Source organism: Ornithinibacillus liuyingii (assembly GCF_055550225.1).
In genome coordinates this window covers 258,097-274,043 of the sequence record NZ_JBPWOS010000001.1, presented here as the reverse complement: position 1 = coordinate 274,043, position 15,947 = coordinate 258,097, and the positions used below count along the sequence as shown (strand labels likewise).

The 15,947-nt window shown below is 35.9% G+C and carries 16 protein-coding genes; 5 read left to right on the top strand and 11 right to left on the bottom strand.

Annotated elements, in window-relative coordinates; all coding sequences use genetic code 11:
- Positions 1-33: 33 nt before the first annotated feature.
- The 5 genes from ctaG to coxB all read right to left on the bottom strand — a co-directional run bounded on the left by ctaG (position 34) and on the right by coxB (position 5,037).
- Positions 34-948 carry a cytochrome c oxidase assembly factor CtaG gene (ctaG, locus tag ACSKT4_RS01375; RefSeq protein WP_186868563.1) on the bottom strand — a complete coding sequence of 305 codons (915 nt, stop codon included), beginning with the start codon at positions 946-948 and terminating at the stop codon, positions 34-36.
- 198 nt (positions 949-1,146) lie between these two features.
- Positions 1,147-1,461, bottom strand: a complete 315-nt coding sequence (gene ctaF, locus ACSKT4_RS01370; protein WP_186868562.1) for a cytochrome c oxidase subunit IVB — start codon at positions 1,459-1,461, stop codon at positions 1,147-1,149.
- A gap of 3 nt (positions 1,462-1,464) precedes the next feature.
- Positions 1,465-2,088 (bottom strand): cytochrome (ubi)quinol oxidase subunit III, encoded by a 624-nt coding sequence (locus tag ACSKT4_RS01365; protein ID WP_186868561.1) that lies wholly within the window; start codon positions 2,086-2,088, stop codon positions 1,465-1,467.
- 1 nt (position 2,089) lies between these two features.
- Positions 2,090-3,940, bottom strand: coding sequence for a cytochrome c oxidase subunit I (ctaD, locus tag ACSKT4_RS01360; protein ID WP_186868560.1), 1,851 nt, complete (start codon positions 3,938-3,940; stop codon positions 2,090-2,092).
- Positions 3,941-3,984: 44 nt separating this feature from the next.
- The gene (coxB, locus tag ACSKT4_RS01355) at positions 3,985-5,037 is read right to left on the bottom strand and encodes a cytochrome c oxidase subunit II (RefSeq protein WP_186868559.1); all 1,053 of its coding nucleotides are present in this window, start codon (positions 5,035-5,037) and stop codon (positions 3,985-3,987) included.
- Between the two features lie 834 nt (positions 5,038-5,871).
- Between coxB and ACSKT4_RS01350 the strand changes: the two genes are divergently transcribed.
- Positions 5,872-6,825, top strand: coding sequence for a COX15/CtaA family protein (locus ACSKT4_RS01350; protein ID WP_186868558.1), 954 nt, complete (start codon positions 5,872-5,874; stop codon positions 6,823-6,825).
- 137 nt (positions 6,826-6,962) lie between these two features.
- Here ACSKT4_RS01350 and pyc read toward each other — a convergent pair whose 3' ends face one another.
- The 3 genes from pyc to ACSKT4_RS01335 all read right to left on the bottom strand — a co-directional run bounded on the left by pyc (position 6,963) and on the right by ACSKT4_RS01335 (position 12,060).
- Complete coding sequence (gene pyc, locus ACSKT4_RS01345) at positions 6,963-10,403, bottom strand: pyruvate carboxylase (protein WP_186868557.1); 3,441 nt, start codon at positions 10,401-10,403, stop codon at positions 6,963-6,965.
- Positions 10,391-11,572: a putative lipid II flippase FtsW gene (gene ftsW / locus ACSKT4_RS01340; protein ID WP_211741541.1), complete on the bottom strand. Its 1,182-nt coding sequence runs from the start codon at positions 11,570-11,572 to the stop codon at positions 10,391-10,393. The genes pyc and ftsW overlap by 13 nt, the downstream gene beginning before the upstream one ends.
- Before the next feature lie 206 nt (positions 11,573-11,778).
- A complete protein-coding gene (locus ACSKT4_RS01335; protein ID WP_186868555.1) occupies positions 11,779-12,060 on the bottom strand; it encodes an Fpa/YlaN family protein in 282 nt (93 codons plus the stop codon).
- Between the two features lie 233 nt (positions 12,061-12,293).
- On the opposite strand from ACSKT4_RS01335, the gene ACSKT4_RS01330 reads away from it, so the two are divergent.
- Both ACSKT4_RS01330 and ACSKT4_RS01325 read left to right on the top strand, forming a co-directional pair.
- Positions 12,294-12,776 carry a hypothetical protein gene (locus tag ACSKT4_RS01330; protein WP_186868554.1) on the top strand — a complete coding sequence of 161 codons (483 nt, stop codon included), beginning with the start codon at positions 12,294-12,296 and terminating at the stop codon, positions 12,774-12,776.
- 143 nt (positions 12,777-12,919) lie between these two features.
- On the top strand, positions 12,920-13,534 hold the full coding sequence (locus ACSKT4_RS01325) for a YhcN/YlaJ family sporulation lipoprotein (protein ID WP_186868553.1): 615 nt from the start codon (positions 12,920-12,922) through the stop codon (positions 13,532-13,534).
- Positions 13,535-13,568: 34 nt separating this feature from the next.
- Here the strand turns inward: ACSKT4_RS01325 and ACSKT4_RS01320 are convergent, their stop codons facing one another.
- Positions 13,569-13,817 (bottom strand): hypothetical protein, encoded by a 249-nt coding sequence (locus tag ACSKT4_RS01320; RefSeq protein WP_186868552.1) that lies wholly within the window; start codon positions 13,815-13,817, stop codon positions 13,569-13,571.
- 112 nt (positions 13,818-13,929) lie between these two features.
- Between ACSKT4_RS01320 and ACSKT4_RS01315 the strand changes: the two genes are divergently transcribed.
- Positions 13,930-14,133 carry a DUF2197 domain-containing protein gene (locus ACSKT4_RS01315; protein ID WP_186868551.1) on the top strand — a complete coding sequence of 68 codons (204 nt, stop codon included), beginning with the start codon at positions 13,930-13,932 and terminating at the stop codon, positions 14,131-14,133.
- 189 nt (positions 14,134-14,322) lie between these two features.
- Here the strand turns inward: ACSKT4_RS01315 and ACSKT4_RS01310 are convergent, their stop codons facing one another.
- Positions 14,323-14,634 carry a YlaH-like family protein gene (locus tag ACSKT4_RS01310; protein WP_186868550.1) on the bottom strand — a complete coding sequence of 104 codons (312 nt, stop codon included), beginning with the start codon at positions 14,632-14,634 and terminating at the stop codon, positions 14,323-14,325.
- A 264-nt stretch (positions 14,635-14,898) separates the two neighbouring features.
- Between ACSKT4_RS01310 and ACSKT4_RS01305 the strand changes: the two genes are divergently transcribed.
- The gene (locus ACSKT4_RS01305) at positions 14,899-15,081 is read left to right on the top strand and encodes a DUF5325 family protein (RefSeq protein ID WP_186868549.1); all 183 of its coding nucleotides are present in this window, start codon (positions 14,899-14,901) and stop codon (positions 15,079-15,081) included.
- Position 15,082: 1 nt separating this feature from the next.
- Here ACSKT4_RS01305 and ACSKT4_RS01300 read toward each other — a convergent pair whose 3' ends face one another.
- Positions 15,083-15,892, bottom strand: a complete 810-nt coding sequence (locus tag ACSKT4_RS01300) for an inositol monophosphatase family protein (RefSeq protein ID WP_186868548.1) — start codon at positions 15,890-15,892, stop codon at positions 15,083-15,085.
- Between the last annotated feature and the right edge of the window lie 55 nt (positions 15,893-15,947).

Genomic DNA, 15,947 nt, shown 5'->3' with positions numbered 1-15,947 from the left:
GAAAGAAGTGAAATGCTTCTCCCCTTCCATTATTTATTCTGTTGTATTAGCAACCGTATTCGGTAATGGGTCTACCTTTAAGGTTTCCGGGCTAAACCAAGCATAAAATACTTTAGCTAAAATGACACCATAAATAATTTCTTGCATTATTTTCATAATAATACCACCAAGCTGCTGATCTTCTAACGTAGACATCGATGAGAACATTTCTGGCCCAGTGATTTGAGAAGTAGTAGTTAGTCCACTTAGAACGTCACCTGGTACACATAGTGCCATAGCTTGAATCCAAGCACCACTCGAACTATATGCTGCATATAACGGTACATCTGCGAAAATAATCAATATACAGGCTGGTGTTATCAATACACTATTACCAAATATATAGAAAATCTTCCCTAACGGATGTTTAATTTGCCATTCTTTAATAGGCGACATAATTGGGAACCATACTAAAAATCCAAATATTAAAAGCAAAATATGGAATGAAGTATGTATAGCCGGTGAAGATTTCGTCATATCAAAAATAGCTGGCAAATGGTAAATAGAAAATAACGTATTAAACAATAAAATTGAAATTAACGGAAACGTAAGTACTTTCATCACAGGTTTAATAACTGGTTTAAAAAGCACACCCTTCCAAATCCAAGCCGGGATCCCCTTTATCATAAGAATTGGAAATACAATTAAATAAATTGCCATTTGCATCATATGAGCTGTAAGGGTAATATGACTTAACAAGTCTATTGGAGATCCCTTAACAATATAAAGTAATACTAGTCCGATATAGAAAAAAATCTTTTGTTTCGTTGTTGGCCCTTCAACGGAGCCATACTTATGGCGCAGTGGCCCAGTAATCAAGTAATATGTAATTCCTAAAGCCAAAACAAATAAAAAGAAATATGGACTCCATAAAGCACGAAATCCAAAAAGTTGTAAATTAACCAACATATCATTCACTCCATAGTTATCCTATTATCTAAGTTCCATTATAACCTATAAATATACGGTAAACACTGGTAAACTGTGACAACTTTTTAAAGACTAGTTAGATACTAGAAGAACAATTATGAATATCCTCATTGCATTCTTCATTTCATATCCAAAAAATTAGGACCAGGGAAAACAATTCCCTGATCCTTATTTAGATTACCACCATATTACTAAGCTAAGTGCAGCTACGGTTAATACTGCCGCCCATACTCCACCGTAAATCATAATAGCGACCATATCATGCCCTTTATCCTTCATATGCATAAAGTAGTAGAATTGGAATGCTACTTGTACTACAGCAAGAATTAGTAATAATGGAATCGCGAGCATCTTACTCATTATGCCTGAACCAACAATGACAAAAGCAATAATAGTAAAGATTATCATTGTAGCAAAGGTAATCAGCTGCTTTTTCATTTCCTCTTTATTTTGTTGTTTGTGAAATTCATTGGTTTTGGTGTTATTTGCCATCAGTTACCCCACCTTCCCCATTAGGTATACCACTGTAAAGATGAATACCCATACAACGTCAATAAAGTGCCAATATAAACTAAATGTATTGAATTTTGGTGCATTGTAAAGATTTAATCCACGCTTTGCGTTTCGAATCATAAGAGCAGCTAACCAACAAAGACCAAAAAGTACGTGTCCACCGTGGAAGCCTACTAATGTATAGAACGCAGATCCAAAAGCAGAAGAACGGAATGTAAATTCGTACTCATGAATATAGTGATAGAACTCGTAAATCTCACATGCAAGGAAAGCTAGACCAAGTAAACCGGTAATTCCAAGCCAAAGCTGCATTTTTGCGAAATTATTATTCTTCATATGATACATGGCATATACACTAGTTAAAGAACTAGTTAATAATAGCATGGTCATAAAGAATACTAATTCGAGTCCAAATAAATCCTCAGAACTAGGTCCACCAGCAGTCGAATTCTTCAATGCAAGGTATGTTCCGAAAAGGCTAGCAAATAATACTGTTTCTCCGCCAAGGAAAAACCATAATCCTAAAAACTTATTTTTCCCTTCAAGTGTTGCTTTTTCGGGATGATGTGGCATTGTTTCTGGATTTAAGGTATGATCATTAGCCATATTATTCAGCCTCCTTTTCGAGATCTTCTTTATGGATATGATATCCAAGGTCATCTTTCAGCGAGCGAAGTAGCATACATAATAATGCTAGCCCCATGCCACCGAAAAGCAATACATAAGCAAAAGTAGATTGATTATGGTAAATAAACCCGAATCCTGCAATAAAGAAACCTAATGACATAATAAACGGTAGAATAGATCCATTTGGCATATGGATATCTCCTACAGGTTCTGCAGGTGTCATTTTACCATTACCTTCCATCTTCTCAATCCATAATGCATCAAGTCCACGAACAAGTGGAAGTTGTTTAAAGTTATAATGTGGTGGCGGTGAAGCAACTGCCCACTCTAATGTACGTCCATCCCATGGATCTTGCGGTGCAGGCTTTTCTTTAAACCAAGAATAAAATGCATTGAATAAGAATACTAGTACACCGAATGTCATAAAGAAGGCACCGACTGTACTAATAGCGTTACCTACATCCAACCCTTGATCTTTTAAGAATACCCAATAGCGACGAGGCATACCCATTAGCCCAAGGAAATGTTGGATAAAGAATGTTAAATGGAATCCAATAAAGAATGTCCAGAATGCAAGCTTACCTAATTTCTCATTAAGAATTCTTCTAAACATTAATGGCCACCAGTAATGTAGTGCTGCAAGAATTCCAAATACTACCCCACCAACAATTACATAATGGAAGTGGGCTACAACGAAGTAAGAATCATGGTATTGATAATCCGCAACAGAAGTTGCTACCATAACCCCTGTCATTCCACCTAGTGTAAAGGAAGGAATGAATCCTAATGACCAAAGCATTGCACTATTGATTGTAATATTTCCACCCCAGAGGGTTAGTAACCAGTTGAAAATCTTAATACCAGTTGGAACAGCGATTGCCATCGTAGCGATAGCGAAAATAGAATTCGCAACTGGACCCATACCTACTGTAAACATATGGTGAGCCCATACCATAAAGCCTAAGAACGCAATAAGGATTGTCGCAAATACCATTGCTGTATATCCAAATAGACGCTTTTTAGAGAATGTCGCAAAAATTTCACTAAAAATACCGAACGCTGGCAAGATTAGAATATAAACTTCTGGGTGTCCAAAGATCCAGAATAGATGTTGCCAAATGATGCTGTTACCACCAAGTGCTACATCAAAGAATGCTGAATCAAACATACGGTCGAACATTAGTAAGAATAAACCAACTGTTAAGGCTGGAAATGCAAATAATATTAATACGCTGATTACGAATGTTGTCCATGTGAATAATGGCATACGCATATATGTCATACCAGGTGCACGCATATTAACAATCGTTACGAGGAAGTTAATTCCCCCCATTAACGTACCAGCACCCGATATCTGTAGACCTAGAATATAATAATCTACACCATGTCCTGGTGAGGACGTTGATAGTGGTGTATATGCTGTCCAACCAGCATCTGGTGCACCAGTTAACCAGCTGACATTTAGCATAATTCCACCAAACAAGAATAACCAAAAACCTAATGAATTAAGAAATGGAAACGCAACATCACGAGCACCAATTTGTAACGGCATGACGGCGTTCATTAATCCTAACAATATTGGCATGGCCGCAAAGAAAATCATCGTTGTTCCATGCATTGTAATCATTTCATTATATAAACCAGCAGATATAAAATCGTTCTCTGGTTTCATTAGTTGAATACGAATAATTAAAGCTTCTAATCCACCGAGTAGGAAAAAGAAACCCCCACCATAAAGATATAGTTTACCTATTTTTTTATGGTCAACAGTCGTTAAATAATCCCATAATACGGCAGCGAAGCTTGTTTTCTGAGCAGTTGCTGAACTCACAAAATAAACCTCCCTTTTCAATCATACAAACCTTAAATCAAAAGTTAGTTACCCGCACTCTCCGGCGTAATTTCTGAAGGACGTAACTGTAATAGATACTCTGCAATTAATGCAGCATCCTCTTCACTAACTGATGGGTACATACCAGTCATTTTATTTCCTGGTTTCATTTCTTCTGGATTTACAATCCACTGAATGATATTTTCTTTTGTCATATCTGCTGTACCTGCTAGTTTTGTACGGTCTCCAAAATTGGTTAAGTTAGGACCGACTGCTACAGGTGAAGATCCAATTGCGTGACATGCAATACAGTTGTTCTCTTCAAATAATGCTCTACCATCAACTGCTGTTTGTGTTTCTGGTTCTGTTTCTGGATCAAAGTTTTGCATATCAGCGACCCATTGGTCAAACTCTTCTTGACTTACTACGACAACCTTGAAGTCCATAAGTGAGTGTGAAGGTCCACAAAGCTCCGCACATTTACCCCAATACACACCTTCTTCATAAGCCTGAAGATAAAATGTGTTTTCATTTTCTGGGTTAACATCAAGCTTACCAGAAAGTGCAGGAACCCATAATGAATGGATAACATCGGAAGATAACATGTTAAAGTAAACTTTTTCACCTACAGGAATATATACATCCTGACTTGTTTGGATATCTAGTCCATCATAATCAAAATGCCACCAATATTGGTTACCGGTAACGTTAACATTTAATGAATCACTAGCATCCGCTTCATCAGCTAAATCAAACGTATAGATTACTGTTGGCACCGCAATTACGATTAAAAGTAAAATCGGAATAACAGTCCAGATTGTTTCTAATGTTTGGTTTCCTTCAACTTGCTTTGGAATAACATCTTCTTGACCTTTTTTCTTACGGAATTTAATAAGCGCTACTGTAAATATAACCATTACAATTACTAGAACAACAGTCATGATAACAGTAGGTAGAATAATTAGATCTAGAGATTTTTCCGCGCCGTAGCCTTTAGGGTTTAACGCTGTCAAGTTCTCCCTACCACAGGCTGATAGAAATAATGCTACTAAACCCAATAGGGATAATACTTTGAATCTTCCCATCCAACCTTTCATGTATTAATACCTCTCTTTCAAATTTTCCTTCCTTATATAGAAAATAGTAAGGATGATAATTAGTAATGGGAAACCTTAATTATATATGTACCTATTCCCCATTCGTTATCGATACATTCCTTTTTAATACAATTTAAGAAGACAGTATTTAATATTCCTAACAAAGCTAAAAATATTGTATTTAAAAGGAAAGTAACTAAGGCAAGTACCAATTCATTCTTTTTCAGTAAATCCATCAAAATTTACTATCACTTTTTACTCCCGTATGTACAATAGCATCGCCCAATTTTTGAGGAAGTTGTCTCATTTGAACGCACCCTGTATATCCCCCCTTTAACCCCCAAAATAAAAGGGACATATAAAAGAAGCATACTCATCCTAACATTGTTCATATTCCCATAAAGTATGCTATCTATTAATGCTCATTGTATCACGGTTCCATCTTACAATCCATTTGCCTCTAGGATAACACTGTCATAATTCGCACGAACTTCTGACAATTATGTGAATTTTATATTGTAAACAAATAAAAGGCTAAAACGCCTTCAAAAATTCAGCCACCTATGTAATTGCTTTCGTCAGAAGTTTAACTACTAATTTACAGTATATCCCCTATATTATTTCTAGCAGACAATGAAAAACTTTGCAAGGGTTTTTTCTTATTTCAATCTGTTCGATATTTAAATCCATCTATTGTTTAACAATTCTGTGTCAATTGTCTTTATATTGCATAAAAGATTTGCTTTATACGCGAAAAAAAGATTATCATGGAGAGTGGTATAATAATATTGTCGTAATACATAACAACAAAGTAGAAGTGAGGATATTGATAGTATGATAAAATTATTAAAATGGCTCTCGGTTCTAGCGGTCATCGGAATGACGTTTGTCCTTATCGGAGGGGCACTAGTGACTAAAACCGAGTCAGGTGATGGGTGTGGTGATAGTTGGCCACTATGTAAAGGAGAATTAATTCCATCTGAAATCGATATGGAATTAATTATTGAATTGAGTCATCGTTTAGTATCTGGTTCTGTTGGTATTATCGTTCTTATCCTAGCTTATCTGTCTTGGAAGCATATTGGAAATATTAGGGAAGTGAAGTTTCTATCTATTTCCTCTGTTTTCTTTTTAGTTTTGCAAGGATTAATCGGTGCCGCCGCTGTAATGTGGGGACAATCTGACTTCGTTTTAGCAGCACATTTTGGAATTTCACTTATTTCCTTTGCAACCATTTTCTTATTAATGTTACTTATTTTTGAAATTGATAAGAAATTTGATGCTGATTCACTTTACATAAAAAAGAAGCACCGTGTTGAAATCTATGCTCTAACCATATTTACCTTACTCGTTGTTTATACAGGCGCACTCGTAAGACATGTAAACGCAAACTTAGTTTGTGGGGATTGGCCGTTCTGTAAAAATACAGCACCATTCGATTTCTCAAGCTTTACATTTGAACAATGGATTCAAATGGGACATCGTTTGTTTGCTGGATTATTATTTATTTGGACACTAAGTCTATTTATTCGCATTCTAAAAGATTATCCAAAAAGTAACATTATGAAGTGGGGTTGGACAGCAACCTTTACATTGATACTTCTACAAGTTATATTTGGTGCTCTCATTATCTTTACGTTATTAAATTTAGGTGTCGCGTTAATGCATGCACTAGTTATTACATGTTATTTCGGAATGCTAAGCTATTTCTGTCTCTTATCAACAAGAAGTGCTGTAATGGCTCGTAAAAACGCTATTCCAGAAGAGGCTCTTTCTAACATAAAATAAAAAAGTAACATCCTATACATCATTCAACATAAACGAAGTAAAACCCCCGTATCCTTCTATCAAGATACGGGGGTTTTAAGGTAAGTTAACATTATTAACCCAATTACATCAGCACGCACTTTAAAAGCTGATAAATTCTATTCCAATTCAATTAATAAATCATTCACTTCAATTGTGTCACCATTCTGTACATGGATAGCTTTTACTACACCGGTAAACGGAGCTTGAACCGTTGTTTCCATCTTCATCGCTTCCGTAATAACTAGCTCATCGCCCTTTTCTACCTCTTGCCCTTTTTCACACACTACTTTAAGCACTGTTCCAGGCATCGTTGCTCCAATATGTTTACCATTCGTTTTATCTGCCTTCTGTCTTAACATAACATTCGTTTGGACACTCTTATCCCGGATATTAACTTGGCGAGCCTGGCCATTCAATTCAAAGTAAACTACTCTTGTACCATCTTCTCTAGGTTCAGAAATAGATACTAATTTAACAATCAGTGTTTTTCCTTGCTCGATCTCTACTTCAACTACTTCACCAATCTTCATCCCATAGAAGAATGTTGGTGAATCTAATACAGATACGTCCCCATATGATTCATAGAATTGGTGATAATCCATAAATACTTTCGGATATAAAGCATATGAAATCATATCAAAACTAGTTACTTGACGGTCTAATGTATTAAATAAGGTTTCCTTCAAGTGGTCAAAATTTACTGGATCTAATAATTGTCCAGGTCTTTCTGTAATCGGCTTTTTTCCTTTTAAAATGATTCGCTGTAATTCTTTTGGAAATCCTCGATATGGCTGACCAATATAGCCACTAGCAAATTCTACGACTGAATCTGGAAAATCAATGGTTTCTCCCTTTTCGTATACATCATCTTCACTTAAATTGTTTTGTACCATGAATAGTGCCATATCCCCTACTACTTTTGATGAAGGGGTTACTTTTACTACATCACCAAACATATCATTCACACGACGATACATAGATTTTACTTCATCCCAGCGATCTCCTAAGCCTACAGCTTTTGCTTGCTGTCGTAAGTTAGAATATTGCCCACCAGGCATTTCATGTTGATATATTTCAGTATGCGGAGCATTCATACCACTCTCAAATTCTTGGTAATACTGCCGTACAGATTCCCAATAATGGCCTAGTTTCTCATAGTTTTCGATATCCACTTTCGGCTGTCGTTCTTTACCTTCTAACGCATGATATAATGTTTGCGCACTTGGTTGTGAGGTTAGCCCTGCCATCGGTCCATTAGCAACATCAACAGCGTCTACTCCAGCATCAATCGCTCTAGCATACATATAAACTCCATTTCCACTTGTGTCATGGGTATGAAGATGGATTGGAATATCAACTGTTTCTTTTAGCTCTGTTACTAAACGATACGCAGCTTCCGGTTTAAGTAATCCAGCCATATCTTTAATTCCTAAAATATGCGCACCTGATTGTTCGAGCTCTTTAGCTAATTTCTTATAATAAGCTAAATCATATTTGGTACGGTTTGGATCCAGAATGTCCCCTGTATAACACATAGCAACCTCGGCAATCTTATCATTATCCCGAACTGCTTGGATAGCAGGTCTCATACCATCTACCCAGTTTAAACTATCAAAAATACGGAAAACATCTATTCCGCCATTTGCACTTTTTTCAACAAATTCCTGAATTAAGTTATCTGGATAATTTTTATATCCTACTGCATTACTTGCGCGTAGAAGCATTTGAAGTAATACGTTTGGCATTTTTTCTCGCAGCTTTAACAATCTTTCCCAAGGGTCTTCCTTAAGGAATCGATACGCAACATCAAAAGTTGCTCCTCCCCACATCTCCACAGAGAATAGGTTAGGTAAAAGTTTAGAAGTTGGCTCAGCTATTTTAACCAGATCCTTCGTACGAACTCGAGTCGCTAGTAACGATTGATGAGCATCTCTAAACGTCGTATCGGTTAATTGTACTACCTTCTGCTCTTTTAACCACTGCGCAAGCCCGTCTGGTCCTCTTTCATCAAGAATTTGCTTCGTTCCATGCGCATAATCAAGATGTTCAACATTTGGAACGATTGGTGTATCAAAGTTCGGTTTTTCTTTTTTAGTAATGCCTTCAAATCCATTAACCGTTGTTTCCCCGATAAAGGTTAACATTTTTGTTCCACGGTCTTTTCGCTTAGGGAAAACAAATAATTCCGGCGTTTCATCTATAAAAGTCGTATTGTATTCACCAGTCATAAATTGATTGTGTAACATGACATTTTCTAAAAATGGAATATTCGTCTTAATACCTCGAATACGAAACTCTTTAAGATTACGCACCATTTTTAAAACAGCTTGTTCGAAAGTTAATGCCCAAGTAGACACCTTTACAAGCAATGAATCATAATGTGGGGTAATTTCTGCACCTTGGAATCCATTTCCAGCATCTAAACGAACACCGAATCCACCACCAGTCCGATAAGCCATGATTTTCCCTGTATCTGGCATAAAATTATTTAATGGATCTTCTGTTGTTACACGGGATTGAATAGCATAACCCTGAGTTGTAATCGATTCTTGTTCAGGAATTCCGATTGATGGTTCATGGATATGTTGACCATCCGCAATTTTGATTTGAGTTTGTACGATATCAACCCCAGTAATTAATTCTGTAATCGTATGCTCTACTTGAACGCGTGGATTTACCTCAATAAAATAAAAGTCATTTTCCTTCACTAAAAATTCAACCGTACCTGCGTTTACGTAGTTCACATTTTTCATTAGTTGAACAGCTGCAGAACAGATTCTCTCCCGTAATTCATCTGTTAATGATATACTTGGCGCAACCTCTACTACCTTTTGGTGTCTACGTTGAATGGAGCAATCACGTTCATATAGATGAACAATATTTCCAAATTCATCCCCGATAATTTGAACTTCTATATGCTTCGGTTGTTCTATTAATTTCTCAACATATACTTCTTCACTACCAAAAGCTGCTTTTGCTTCCGATTTAGCTCTTTCATAGCTTTCACGAACATTATTGGCACTTCGTACAATCCGCATGCCACGTCCACCACCACCTAGAGCTGCTTTAATGATGATAGGATAGCCATGCTCCTGACCAAAAGCTTCTACTTCCTCTAGCGACGTAACAGGACCATCACTACCTGGAATTACTGGAAGACCAGCTTTTTGTGCTTGTGTTCTTGCTCTTACTTTATCCCCAAACATATGTAAGTGTTCACTTTTAGGACCTATAAAGATTATACCTTCCTGCTCACAGCGTTTAGCAAATTCTATATTTTCCGATAGGAATCCATAACCAGGATGAATTGCATCTACCCCAACACGTTTGGCAATAGCTATAATTCCTTCAATATCCAAATAAGCATCAATAGGTTTTTTGCCTTCCCCTACCAAATAAGACTCATCTGCCTTATAGCGATGATAGGATCCTAAATCTTCTTTTGAATAAATAGCAACTGTTCGAATGTTTAACTCTGTGCATGCCCTAAACACACGGATTGCGATTTCCCCACGATTGGCAACGAGTACTTTTTTAATTTTATTTAACTTGACCATCTTGTTCCTCCTTTAATAAATGGATTATTTGGTATATCTTGTTTCATTGCAGGAACTGGTTCACGTTCCTGTTTTTTCACATTCATCGCAATATTATTTAATACTCCCATGGATACTAATAATATGAGTAATGAAGATCCACCGTAGCTAACAAATGGTAACGTAACACCCGTTATCGGTAAAATACCACTTGCCGATCCCAAGTTAATAAATGTTTGTATACCTACCATAGAAGAAATACCTAGCGCTAGTAACGCTCCAAAACTATCCTTACATTTACGTGAAATAAATATTCCCCGTAATACAATGATCGCTAGAGCACCAATAACAATGATGACACCTAGAAAACCCAACTCTTCAGCAATTACAGCCATAATGAAGTCCGTATGTGGACCAAATAAGTACCCTAGCTTTTGTACCCCTTGTCCAAGACCTTCTCCTGTTACCCCTCCAACACCAATGGCTACATACGATTGGATTAATTGATAGCCATCAAGATGTGGTGACTCAAATGGTGCATAGGCCCCCGTAAAACGACTAATCCTTTCATCAGTTACCATATTAGGAACGGCGATTGCTAATAATAATAACCCTATTGCAACTAATATAAATAAATGTTTAAAACGGATACCTGAACTAAATATGACGGTACACGCTATTAAAAAGATAATGGCAGCTGTTCCAATATCAGGCTGAGCTACAATTAATGCTAGAATAAACCCTGTTAAAATTAAAGGTGGTAATACCCCTCGATTGAAATTATTGATATATGCCTGTTTCTTTGAATATACGGAAGCTAGATACATGATGATACCAAGCTTAGCAAATTCAGAAGGTTGTAAATTAATCGGCCCGATATTTATCCAGGATTTTGCGTTACCCGCAGAATACCCAAAAAACCTTACCGCTAACAACAGTAGTATGACCCCTAAAACGATTAATTTGATTAATTTTTGATACTTTTTATAGGGAAAAAAGGTCGCAAATAGAAATCCAAATAATCCTATTGCAAACCATTGTAATTGCCTCAGTAAATAATGATTGCTTTCATAGCCCTCCACTATTGCTAGCACCATGCTCGCACTATAAATCATCACAACACCAAATCCACTTAATATTAATGGTGTTATAAGAAGTGTAAAATCAAATTCTTTTAATTTTGTTAACATCGTTTCTCTCTCCAATTGTGATAACTGAATATAATTAGCTATCCGTGCAAGTCTATTGGTAATTATTCAGTTTTCAATGAATTAGGTCTATTCGTCAAGTGGTAAATGTCTTGTCAAGTCCCACTGACTTAAACAAAAAAACCTTGCCATTTCATATGCAGGCAAAGTTTTTACCAAAAAATCTTTCCACACGAAATGCCTAAGTGTTACACAGATTTTTGGGCCGCTTCATGAAGAATGTTTAAACGCCTCTCCAAATTCTCAAGAAGTGCTTTTCCTTCATCTTCATTAATTAAATTTAATCGAACAGCAAAATCAATCTCCCGTGAGAGACCATACATTTGCGTGTCTAAAACCTCTTCATATAATGGACATTGCGGCATCGTTAAATTATCAATTTGTACCTCAATAAGCCGCAATATTTTATCAGCATCAGCCTTTAGAAGGGCATAGGCTTTTTCACGATGATCTATCGTTACCTCTGGCATCAATATATCCCCTCCACCAACAAACCTTATCAGGATAATAAGCTTGTTTTCTTCTTTGTACATATACATTTACTCTAATATTATATTATCCTTTACTACTATAAAATGCAATCTTTTCCTTCAATGAAATACTAGGAAAAATTGAGGTTAGAATATAATGCTTAGCGATTTCATTTATTGTAGTTGTCTGCTATTCTTAATAGGTACAGATATTATCGGAAAGGTGGAAAAACATGATTGTCCCTATTATTGGTAATGTTACCTACCAAATTACAATGGATCCTACCGTATGGATATTTGATGATCGCAAAATTATTTTAGAAGAAGCATTCTCCAATCATGAAGAAAAAGATGAACGAAATGACGTTCAAGAAGCACAAGAGAGATGGGAAAGAGCAGTAGGATTCCAATCGAAACCTCCTGTTAATAGAAGTTTAGCTAAGCACGAACGGGAGAATATATTAAAATATTCCTATGTAATGCCAATTGAAGACTTTTTAAATCATGCTGAAATTAAAGCTGATGCAAAAGAAGCACTACTTGTAACAGAAAGTAAAGAAATAATAATTTCGATATCTGATTTATACAACAGTTACTTACTGTTTGCATTGGATGGAAAACCGTTAACTGAAAATGGCCCTGTGCATTTATTATTCAAAGACGGATCTAATAAGGACAATCCAATTAAAGGTATTACCAAAATTATTGTAAGTTAATGAACTATGATTAGGATCTTAAAAGGCAGGCAGACCGCTGTTTCTATTAGGATCCTTTTTTCTATTGTATAATTTGGCATCTAATACTCCAAAATAACGGTATAGTTATTCCCTGTATCCACAATTTTTAGGAGGAGTTTTAGATGTATATTCGTTTAAGCTTAATAGCATTATGTTTCCTTTTTCTTTTAGGATGCGGACAGAATGATGAGGACCGGGCTCTACCTAGTGAAAGAGAAGACCCAAATGACAGAATAATTAATGTAAAAAATTCTGCGCCTCGAGAAGAGTACGATTTTTCGAATGAGCAAATTGCAGATCACTTAGCCCATGTGGCAAGCGATGTTCCTGAAGTTGACGACGCTGTAGCCATCGTTGTTGGCCCCTATGCTGTTGTCGGGATAGATGTTGATAAAGAATTAGATATGTCAAGAGTTGGTACCATTAAATATTCTGTAATTGAAGCACTTCAGCATGATCCATATGGTCGTACAGCTGTAGTAGTAGCAGATGCCGATATTACAGAAAGAATCCGCAGAATGAATGACAAAATTGCGCAAGGGTATCCCGTACAAGGGATTGTAGATGAAGTAGCTGCTATTGTTGGTAGATATATGCCTGATTTCCCGACGCCAGAGCACCGACCAGAAGAACCTAATCAAAACCAACAAATTATAAATGATGATGAAGAAAGACAAAAAATGGATGACATAGTGGATGAACAGTCTAATAATCACAAAGAAAAGCGTGAAGAATAAAGAATGAGGTATCCAGTTCTGGATACCTCATTTCTTATTCCGTCGCTTTTATGTTGTTATAATATTGAACACCAAACTGGGATCCCTCGGATACCATTTTAGCATTTTCAAGTTGATCTAGTTCCAATTCATCTACCTCATCTGGCTTACCCGCCTTAAAGAAGGTCAAGTCTTCACTAATTTCGCTGTCGTTTGAAGAAGGATGTTTTTTAAATTTATTAGCACCTATTAGATATCCTGCAATTCCTGCACCAATAGTAGATACGATATAACGTTTTTTCATGTCAACCATCCTTTCTACCTTTTCTCTTAATGTACCTCTTCTTAATAGAAAATAAACATATTTTTGATTCGTTATGTTATAGTGGTAATATAGTCCAATTTGAGGTGGTTATGTGCAAGTAAAATGTGTATTATGTGATGTCGTTGAGAATATAGAGGATTTTTCGCTTCAAGCTAAAAGACTAAGAAATAAAAAAACGTATATGTACCTATGCGATAACTGTAACGAACGTATAAAAGAAAGAACATTAGAACGCCTTGCAACAAACAAATTCCGTTTATACGAAGAAAAGAAAAAAGAAGATGAGTTAATATAGGTATCCGATAAAACAAACAAAATTCCCATATCACTTACTGTGTACGGGAATTTTGTTTTTTACATTATTAATTGGATAATAAAATTAAATCCGTTCAACTTTTCCGTATTATAGCTACAGGTAGCGTGACTAATACCTAATACCCACGTTATTTGACAAGAACATAAATGTCCTCCCAGAATCCTACTTTTATGCTTTTTTCGCTTGTCTCTGTAAATACATGCGAATACGATAGATGGCAAGTACTACACAAATTACAACTAAACTCTCAGTCATTGGTAATGGTTGTGCGCCAAGAGTTGCTGGCATAATAATAAATAAAATATTTAGGATGAAGATTCCTATGGCTAACAAAATATAGACTATAACTGATTTTAAGATAGGTAGTTTTTTTGCAAAACCTAGTTTATATGCAATTGCAGCTAGAATTAAATTTGCAACGTATAGTATATTAAATACTTGATCTACACCGTATTGTTCCATGACATAATTATAAACCATTCAAATCCCCCATTATGTATATTCACCACTATCATACTAAATAAAAAATAAACTTGCTAGTGTTAGCTAAGTACGTAATTTATCGTGCGATACCACTTACGTAACAACAACTATTCATTATAACAGTTTTTTGAATAAATCCTCAGTTCCTTTATGTATAAGAAAAAGACTCCTTGTCTGATATAGGAAAGACAGATATTTAACCTTTCCTATCACTCAAAAAAGACTTATACTAGATATTGTACAATAGAGGGAGTGTCTTACATGAAAAAAATAAATATACCAGCATTATTACTAGCATTAGTTGTTGTATCGATGTTTATCGGAGTAGGATTGGCAATTGCCATGCGTAACATTTGGTTGATTGTATTATTTATTGTGTTAGGGTTTGCTATTATGGGATTTGGGATAGCAAACAAAAAGAAAAAAAGCGGCTCACAGGCGTGAGTCACTTTCTTCCTTTTGCAATAAAATCTTTAATGATACGGTTATGAACATCCGGATGACCGACAAAGACAGCGTTTCTTCCTACCATATTAATCGGATCCCCATCAATATTCGTTGTTACACCACCAACTTCATTTACAATTATCATTCCAGCAGCAATATCCCATGGTGATAAGCCCATTGTTAAATAACCTTCTAATATTCCTTCTGCAACATAAGCAAATTCTAAGGCTGCAGAGCCATATGTTCTCGTCCCACGTGCAGTTTTCACCAATTGCTGCATTACTTTTTCATCAACTAATCGGTTCTCACAAAGCCATAAATGATTTAATCCAATAACAGACTCTTCTAGAATCATTCCTTCTTTGAGTGGCGAAAGCTTTTTCTCACCCTTAAATGCTCCTTCCCCCCGTAAAGCAGTGTATAATTCATCCTCCATCACGTTATAAATAAGACCAATTTCCCCTACGCCATCCTGATAAATCCCAACCGATATGGCAAAGTTTCGTTTTTGCTGAACAAAATTCATTGTTCCATCAATAGGATCGATAATCCAAACCGTCCCATCTAGAGAATCAATCTCATCTCCAAACCCTTCCTCGGAAAGTAATAAATGATCTGGAAATGTTGTTTTAATTTTTTCTACAAAGAACTTCTCCGTGTTTTTATCCATCGTAGTTACTAAATCATTTGGATTTGATTTTGTACCAATTTCTAAAGGGTCATCTATTGTATTCCGTATTATATTTCCGGCTTCCAATACCCATTCCTTAGCATAATGAAATATCTCTTCACGTATTAAATTATCCATATGTATAGCCTCCAATATGTCTACTCCTATTTATAGTATCAGAATTTTAAAAGCT